The 6207-nt window shown below is 68.8% G+C and carries 10 protein-coding genes and 1 pseudogene; 4 read left to right on the forward strand and 7 right to left on the reverse strand.

Annotated elements, in window-relative coordinates; all coding sequences use genetic code 11:
* The 7 genes from AC2VOU_RS04945 to AC2VOU_RS04975 all read right to left on the reverse strand — a co-directional run.
* On the reverse strand, window positions 1-857 hold an 857-nt coding region (locus tag AC2VOU_RS04945; RefSeq protein WP_486956354.1), incomplete at its 3' end, for a DUF6551 family protein.
* On the reverse strand, window positions 854-1318 hold the full coding sequence (locus AC2VOU_RS04950) for a WhiB family transcriptional regulator (protein WP_486956355.1): 465 nt from the start codon (window positions 1316-1318) through the stop codon (window positions 854-856). The genes AC2VOU_RS04945 and AC2VOU_RS04950, both read right to left, overlap by 4 nt.
* A complete protein-coding gene (locus tag AC2VOU_RS04955) occupies window positions 1315-1944 on the reverse strand; it encodes a hypothetical protein (RefSeq protein WP_486956356.1) in 630 nt (209 codons plus the stop codon). Before AC2VOU_RS04955 ends, AC2VOU_RS04950 begins: the two co-directional genes overlap by 4 nt.
* Window positions 1941-2273, reverse strand: coding sequence for a WhiB family transcriptional regulator (locus AC2VOU_RS04960; protein WP_486956357.1), 333 nt, complete (start codon window positions 2271-2273; stop codon window positions 1941-1943). The genes AC2VOU_RS04955 and AC2VOU_RS04960 overlap by 4 nt, the downstream gene beginning before the upstream one ends.
* Window positions 2270-2812, reverse strand: coding sequence for a hypothetical protein (locus AC2VOU_RS04965; protein ID WP_486956358.1), 543 nt, complete (start codon window positions 2810-2812; stop codon window positions 2270-2272). Before AC2VOU_RS04965 ends, AC2VOU_RS04960 begins: the two co-directional genes overlap by 4 nt.
* Entirely contained in the window at window positions 2809-3090 is a 282-nt protein-coding gene (locus AC2VOU_RS04970) for a hypothetical protein (protein WP_486956359.1), read from the reverse strand. Before AC2VOU_RS04970 ends, AC2VOU_RS04965 begins: the two co-directional genes overlap by 4 nt.
* Before the next feature lie 265 nt (window positions 3091-3355).
* Complete coding sequence (locus AC2VOU_RS04975) at window positions 3356-4087, reverse strand: hypothetical protein (RefSeq protein WP_486956360.1); 732 nt, start codon at window positions 4085-4087, stop codon at window positions 3356-3358.
* 96 nt (window positions 4088-4183) lie between these two features.
* Between AC2VOU_RS04975 and AC2VOU_RS04980 the strand changes: the two genes are divergently transcribed.
* The 4 genes and pseudogenes from AC2VOU_RS04980 to AC2VOU_RS04995 form a co-directional block, all read left to right on the forward strand.
* Window positions 4184-4669 (forward strand): helix-turn-helix domain-containing protein, encoded by a 486-nt coding sequence (locus AC2VOU_RS04980; protein ID WP_486956361.1) that lies wholly within the window; start codon window positions 4184-4186, stop codon window positions 4667-4669.
* Between the two features lie 411 nt (window positions 4670-5080).
* Window positions 5081-5656 (forward strand): exonuclease domain-containing protein, encoded by a 576-nt coding sequence (locus AC2VOU_RS04985; RefSeq protein WP_486956362.1) that lies wholly within the window; start codon window positions 5081-5083, stop codon window positions 5654-5656.
* A gap of 50 nt (window positions 5657-5706) precedes the next feature.
* Window positions 5707-5997, forward strand: coding sequence for a hypothetical protein (locus AC2VOU_RS04990; RefSeq protein ID WP_486956363.1), 291 nt, complete (start codon window positions 5707-5709; stop codon window positions 5995-5997).
* Window positions 5994-6207, forward strand: a pseudogene (locus tag AC2VOU_RS04995) (HNH endonuclease); the annotation flags it as partial. The gene AC2VOU_RS04990 and the pseudogene AC2VOU_RS04995, both read left to right, overlap by 4 nt.

Genomic DNA, 6207 nt, shown 5'->3' on the forward strand with positions numbered 1-6207 from the left:
TGTGGACGCGAGCGCGCGTTGCGGGACCCGCCGCCGAAACTGCGGGCGCTGACCAGCACCGGCCGGCCGGGAACGCGGCGGTTCTTGTTGTAGAGCACCATGATCGTGATGGCCATCCGCACACCAGCGGTGCCCGTGAGGGTCTCCCCCAGCGCCGCGGCGTGCGTCTTGAGCGCCAACGGCAGCACTCCCATCAACGTGTCCGTCAAGCGGTGCGGATCGACCCGATCACCCAGGTGGTGCTGAATCAGCCCGAGCGCGTGCACTACCGGCGCGTCGAAGGCGTCCATGCGCACGTCCCACACGTCGGTGATCAACTTCAGCGTCGAGGCCACCAGATCGGTGCCACCCAGCGCCGCGAGCTTCTCCAACGTCGCGGTGCACCGCACGTTGCCCTCGCGTGGTGACGGGTCGATGCGCAAGCCGAGGTCGGCGACAACACCCTCGATCGCCAGGACGGCAGCGTCGCCGCTGCGGCTGCGGGCCCGCCAGTGATCCCACGTCGATGGCCGCCGGCGCTCGCGGTTGAGCCGGTCAAACAGCCTGGCCTCATCGGCGACGCTGAGGCCTTCGTGGACGATCGACACCAGCAGTGCTGAAGGCTCGCGCAGCCCGGCCCCGGCGACGCGGTGCTGACCGTCGATCACCGCGTACCGCGGGTGATTGCCCGCACCGCGATCGCTGACCACGATCACCCCGGCCAGGCGCCGATCCCAGCCCGCGGCCATCGTGCGCACCCGCGCCGGGTCCACCGGCCGCTGGTACGTGTCGTCGACGAACATCTGCTCGACGGGCAGCGCGTCGATGTAGGAACCGGGGCAGCCGTCGACGGCGGCGAGATCTACTAGGGCGTTCACGCCGCCCCCTCCTGCCCCAGCGAGGCCGCGACACCGGGGCGGCTGGCCGTGCGCTGGCGCTGTCGCGCCACTTCGCGCTCACGTTCGCTCTTGTTCAGCCCACCCCAGATCCCAGATTCGGTGCGCCCCTTCTGCAGTCCGTAGTTACGGCACTTCTTCAGCACCGGGCAGTACTCGCAGATCGCCTTGCACTCGGCCTGCATCGACGGGTTCTTGGTCGACCAGTCGTACTCCGGGAACCCGCCGCACGCGCCCTGAAGGAAGAAGTCCTCCAGATTCACCTCGGGCTCGCTCAACACCTCCTCCGGGCACTCCAGAGACAGATACCGATGCACCGACCGGACGCTTACCCGCAGAAGGTCGGCGATCGTCTCGGGAGACTGCCCGCGCCGGCGCATGCGATGCGCGGCAATCCGGTGACTGATCGCAATCCTCTGCTGCAGTGTCGCAACATCACTCATGACTGATCCCCCATCGGGTTCGTCTCACGCAGGCGCCGGTACTCGCCGGCGACCACTGCGGCGCCAAGCTGCTCCAAGGCCGTGGGGACATCGGCCGGCGCGATGGACGCGCGCGGCTCCCCCTCGGTGGGCTTGGCGGTGATTCCCAACCGCGACATCACCGCGGTCAGCGTCAGCATCATCGGCGCGCTCGGGCACGCCACCTTCAATCCGTGACCGTTGAACACGCCGGCGGCGTGCACCGCCCCGCGGCTGATGCCGAGCGTAGCGGCCCTGCCCTGCCCGAACACCCAGCGCCCATCACGAAAGCCGTACCGGCCCAACACGATCTGCGGGTTTACGACCTCGACGGTGCCGCCGTCGCCGCCAACCTCGATCAATGTGACGTCCTTGCTCGACAGCGTTTCGGTCAGCCACAACGCCGTCGGCCCGTGCTCGAAGCGGATCCGCATCCGTGTCCCGATCCGACGCACCGTCGGGGTGAACGCCAGCAGCGCCGCGGCGTGGCGGCCCCGGACCTCGGGCTCCTCGGCCACCGAGCACAGGTGCAGCCGCATCGAGGCGGTCAGCGACGAGTACGTGGTGCTGCGCGGCGGGCGCCGGCGCGCAGCCGTCGCGGGGCTCACGCCGACCTCCCCAGATAAGCCAGGTCGTCACCGGCCGCCGGCAGGCCGGCGATCACTCGAAGCTCGTCGAGCGCCGCGGCCCGCCGGCCGGCGTTGGCGGTGATGTTCTGATGCAGATACACCCCGGCGTAGGTGCCGGTCTCCGCGTCGGCGAGCACCGCCTCGGCCGCACACCGCGACCGCACCGGGCACCGCGCGCACATCCGCTCAAGTTCCCGACGCAACAGCCCATGCGGCCGACGGTCTGACGTCCACATCTCCGGTGCATCCGAGGTCTCCAGGTAGCACACAGCCCGCTTCTGCCACTCCATCTCGGCCGCCTCCCTCATCGGACCGCTACCGCCACAGGTGCTGGCGCAGCGGTGATCTCGGCGATGAAGCGCACTGCCAAGGCCGCCACACGGGCCGCAACCGGACGGGCCGGCTCCTCGAAACGGATCGCCGACCACAGCGCGTCGAACTCACGCTTGAGGAACCCGTACGCCTCGTGGCTGGAGGCAAACGGGCGGCTGCGCGGCCCCACTACGGTCACCGCCGCGTGCTGCTCGTCGGCCGCGACACGGCAGCGCTGCCGAGCCCCTCCGGGACCATCCAGCTCGTAGAGATCGGCGATGAACCGCACCGCCATGGCGCCGACCTGAGCGGCCTCGGCGCGGGCGCGCCCGATGTGGTTGCCGCGGATCTCGGCCCACAACTCGTCGATCTCCTCGGCCAGCACCATGGCGCCCTCCTCGGGCGAGCGCCAGATCCGCGGGAACTGGTCGAGGCTGCCGACCAGCTCCTCCCAGATCGCCAGTTCGGCCTGGTGGTAACGGGCTTCTGGATCGCTGGCGGTGCACGCGCTGGCCAGCAGGTGAGGTGTCCTCATGCCGGGACCGCCTCACGGTCCAGGGTCAGATGACGGACGCACTCGGTGCAGGCGTCGTCACCGGGCACACACGCCGAGCCGCAGATCGTGCACGCGCTGGTGCACGACCGGCACGCGAGCTGGCCCTCGACGCGCACCGGCTCCACCGGGGCCTTGCCGCACAGCGGGCAGTCGTCGAAGATCGACGCCTTCCAGCTACCGGCCGGCTGATGGGCGACAGTGGCGGCCGCGGCCGCACTGCGCACCGGGTTGGTGCAGGTCAGAACAGAAGATCGCACATTTAGGGCCGGACCTCTTGCATCCGTTGAGGCGTAGCCTCTACCCTGAGATTGACCGAGCAAAGTCATCTCTCCTTTTCCTTTTGAGGAGACCCGGACGGCGAAGTTCCCGCTTCCCGTCCACCCCCTGAGAGCCCCTACGGGGGCTTCTCTGCTGTCTGGGGCTGGTCACCGCTATTGAAATGTCCGTCTGCGCCGCGATGGCGGGCGCAGTTAGCGCAGCAGCGGTATCACCACCTTCGAGATCACCTGTGCGCCAGGCATGTCAGAGCACCCGGCCCTCTCCTGCCGCGGCGTCACCGATGACCCGCTGCACGAATGCACGCTGCCCGGTACCGAGCTGCGCGAGATGGTTGGCCAAGGCCGAAGCCTCGGTGCCGTCGTCGGCCATCGCACCGGGGTAGATCACCAGGACCGACTCGCCGTCGGCGCCGGGAACCTCGGCGATGAACCCGCCCTGGGCCGCGGCATCACCGCAGGCGTAGAGCTTCCAGCCGTGCCGCTTGAGGACCGCCGACCACCAGTAGGCGATCCGCACGGCCCGCTCGGGCTGCTGCACCCGGCCCGGCAGGTAGCGAGTGCAGGGCTTGACCGCCACCGGTGTCGCCATCAGGCCGAGCATGCGCAGCCGCGCGACCATCTGCTCGAGTTCCTCGGTCCACCCCAGTGAGCCGAGCCGCCAGACGGCCTCCCCGATCAGATCGACGAGCCCTGCGGGCATCCGCGGCTTGTCGTCGTGACGGCGCACCACGGTCAGAGTCCGGTAGGAAGCCAGCCGGACGCGGGTCGTGGCAGTCATCGTCTCGGGGTCGAACCGCGCGTCGACCAGGATGTCGCCGCCGGCGCGCAGATCGGTGGCCCACCAGTACAGGGGTCGGACCACATCGGCCGGCTGATGGGTGCGTGCGACCGGCAGCGCGTCGAAGCGGGCCTCGAAACCGGCCAGTTCGGGCATGCGGGGCGCCGGTCGTGGTGCGTGTACGCGGGGCAATTTCACCGAATCCCTCCTCATCATGCCGGGCTTTCTCACACCGTACTCTAGACTAAGACAATCGTCTAGGACAGCGGCATTGACAGGAAATTGGTGGACTCGGTGAATCTTTCTGACTATGAACCGCGCCGCAGGCCTCGCATGACCCGTCGTGTCCTGCGCGGATTCAACGCGCAAGCCTTCGCCGCCGCCCGGCAAGAGCGAGGGATGAGCGTGCCCGACCTCGCCCGACTGGCCGAGGTCGGTCAATCCACGGTCCACGCCTGGGAAGCGGAGCGCTTCACGCCGCAGGTCGACCTGCTGGCCCGCGTCATGCGCATCCTCGACGCCCCGATCGAGCGGGTCGTGACTGTCGCAGTCGACGAGCGCTACCCCGGCGACTGGCGCGTGCTCAAGGGCCTCACCCAGCCCGAGCTGGCCGCCGCGGTCAAGATCGCCACCACCACGCTGCGCGGCATCGAACGCGCCGACATCGGACTGACCGACGCAAACGCCGCCAAGCTCGCCGAGCACCTGGGCATCAGCGTCGGCGAGTACCGGGCGTCCTACCAGCGCGCCCGTCAACGCCCTGCCGGTACTCCGGTATGACCAGGCCTGCGAAGTCAGCAAACGGCGATCAGCGTTGAATCGCTGAACACGACGAAATCCGCAACGTTTCGGGCGTAGTGAGTCGCGGGTCGACGAGCACTCCGGTGCAGCGGCAAAAGCGCTGCTGGCGAGGTTCGTCACCCCCATGTCGCCCTCCTCGGTGATTGACGCTACCGCCCCCCTTGGGGTGGTGTGCACACCAAAATTCCAACAGTCCGGCAAGCCAAAGTCACGAAACTGGGCAAAGGAAAATACGACAGTCCGCAGGTAACGATTCGATAACAATCACGGTAAGGGCCGAAAGCGCGCCGCCCCGCTGCTGCCCGAATCCGCGGTCTCAGCCGTCCGGTATGGCCCACCACGACCACCGAATTGACCCGAGGTGTCGGTACCCGCGGCAAGACTGCAGCGATGAGCACTGCCACCGAATTCGTCGTCGTCGACGTCGAGACGTCCGGCTTCGATCCCGACTGCGCGCGCGTGCTGAGTGTGGCCGCGTTGACGGTGACCGCCGGCGGAACCGTCGAGGACTCGATGTACAGCCTGCTCAACCCCGGCGTCGATCCCGGACCGACCGACATCCACGGTCTGACCACCGCGATGCTCGAAGGCCAGCCCCGCTACGTCGATGTCGTCGCCGCTGTGGACGCGATGCTGCGCGGACGGATCCTGGTCGCCCACAATGCCGACTTCGACTACGCGTTCCTGGCCGCCGAATCCCAGCGCTGCGGCTCCCAACTTCCCATCGCCGGCGTGCTGTGCACACTCGAACTGGCCGGGCTGCTCGCCCTGGATCTCGACAGCCTCAGCCTCGCCGCGCTGGCCCGGCACTTCGGCATCTGCCAGGCCCACCCCCATGACGCCCTCGACGACGCGACGGTCCTGGCCGCGATACTGCCGCGCCTGCTGGCCCGCGCTACCCAACTCGAGATCGCCCTCCCGATTCGCCGGCTCTTCGCGCCGCGGCTCTCGCGCGCTGCCGCGTAGCCCCGCGGGCGTTTGGCCGCCGTGTCACGACGCGGCGTTACCGTCGGCCCATGCACCGCAGTCCGCTGCCGCTTCGGCTCTACACCGCGAACGTGGTGTGCGCCGTGATCACCGGACTCTGTGTGGCACTACCGATTACCGGCGCAGCGTTTCTCGTCGCGCTGGTTGCCGGCTGTCTCGCAGAGGCCGGGTGCGCCTCCCCCACCTTCCTCGACCAGTTGGTGCCTGTAGTCTTCGCGATCACCTGGGCCACCACCGCCGTCCACGCTGGAGTACTCCAGTTCCGCACCCTGCATCGCACGATCGGGCTGCGCCCCACCCTGAGGGTGCGGATCCGATGAGGATCCGACGCAAGGGGTGGATGGCGATCGCCGCGGCCGCGGTGTCGGCTGCGGTATGGCTGCACCCCGGTTTCCCGCGCGACGCCACGATGGCGCCGTCGAGCGCGCAGCCCGTCGCAGTGACCGGCGACGTCGCCGCACTCCTGCAGCAGGTCCACGTCGTCGACCACATCGTGCCGGTCGCAGGCTATGAACGCGGATGCAAAAAAG

This window comes from Mycobacterium sp. TH-M25, from assembly GCF_057473665.1.